This is a genomic window from Thiomonas sp. 13-64-67 (assembly GCF_002282795.1).
In the GTDB taxonomy this organism is placed as follows: Bacteria; Pseudomonadota; Gammaproteobacteria; order Burkholderiales; family Burkholderiaceae_C; genus Thiomonas; species Thiomonas arsenitoxydans.
Genome location: NZ_NCKP01000137.1, coordinates 1 through 1,242 on the forward strand (window position 1 = coordinate 1; position 1,242 = coordinate 1,242).

A 1,242-nucleotide genomic window follows, 5' to 3' on the forward strand; every position below is an offset into this window, starting at 1 on the left:
TGATGCATGCCTTGCTGGCACGCGGACGCTTGCGTTTGCTGGAGCTGGAACTCGGCGGGCGCAGCGTGGCCATGCTCTACGGCTACAGGTTGGGCGACAGGTTCTACTATTTCCAGAGCGGATTCGACCCCGGCGTGGCTCCGCTGAGCCCTGGCGAGCTGTTGCTCGGCTATGCCATCGAGAGCGCGATCCTCGAAGGCTGCACGACCTTCGACATGCTCAAGGGCGATTACGACCACAAGCGACACTTCTTCCAGCAAACCCGCGGCACCGTCGGCGTGAAAGCCTATCGCCCCGGCGTCGCGGCATGGGCTTACCGCTGCAAGGAATGGCTGGACGCGCGTGCCAAGCCGCCGCATGGCGCCAATCAGCCCCAAAGCCGCCAGACGGCCGATGTCGAGGCGGGATGAACCGGCCGCCCCCGGAGCAAACCAAGATGCCTGAGCATTCACCGCCGGCCGGCGCGCTCGTGAGCGTGGTCATCCCGGCCTACAACGCGCAGGCCACGCTGGGCGAGACCTTGCGCAGCGTTCTGGCGCAGACCCACCGCAGTCTGGAGATCGTGGTGGTGGACGACGGCTCCACCGATGGCACTTGGCAACTCGTGCAGGGATTCGGTGACGCCGTTCGGGCCATCCACCAATCCAATGCGGGTCTCGCCGCGGCCCGTAACGCCGGGCTGGCGGCGGCGCGAGGCGAGTTCATCGCCTTGCTCGACGCCGACGACCTGTGCGAGCCCGAGCGCATTGCGACACAGCTCAAATATCTGCAAGAGCACCCCGACGTCTTGCTGTGCAGTTCCGATTTCAGCGGCTTCGACGCCCAGGGGTCGTTGGGGGCCTCGTATTGCGGCCAGTACTACGCGCGTTGCCATGCGGCGCACGGAGGACCCGCGGCGCGCTACCCGGAGCATGGGACCCTGGACATCTCGGATTGCCTGCCTGGCACCTCCCGGCTGACCACCGTGCCGGTCTATCAGGGGCGGGTCTACGCGCAGCTTGCGCTGGGCAATTTCGTGCATCCGCCCACCGTGATGTTTCGGCGCAAGGCCATCGACCTCGCGGGGATGTTCGATCCGGACATCAAGATCGTGTGCGATTGGGAATGGTTTGTGCGTGTCGCCCGCGCCGGGCCGATCGGGTTCATCGACCGGCCGCTGCTGCGCTACCGGCGCTCGCCCACTCAGAGTTCGTCCGATCCGCGCACGCCGCTCGATTCCCTGGTCGTGGCGCGCCGCATCTA

General features: G+C 66.4%; 2 protein-coding genes. Both read left to right on the top strand.

The window, feature by feature from the left end; translation table 11 throughout:
* The coding region (locus B7X30_RS15625) for a GNAT family N-acetyltransferase (protein WP_286731880.1) at nucleotides 1-410 on the top strand (410 nt) is incomplete at its 5' end.
* 26 nt (nucleotides 411-436) lie between these two features.
* A partial coding sequence (locus B7X30_RS15630) for a glycosyltransferase family 2 protein (protein WP_286731881.1) occupies nucleotides 437-1,242 on the top strand: 806 nt, incomplete at its 3' end.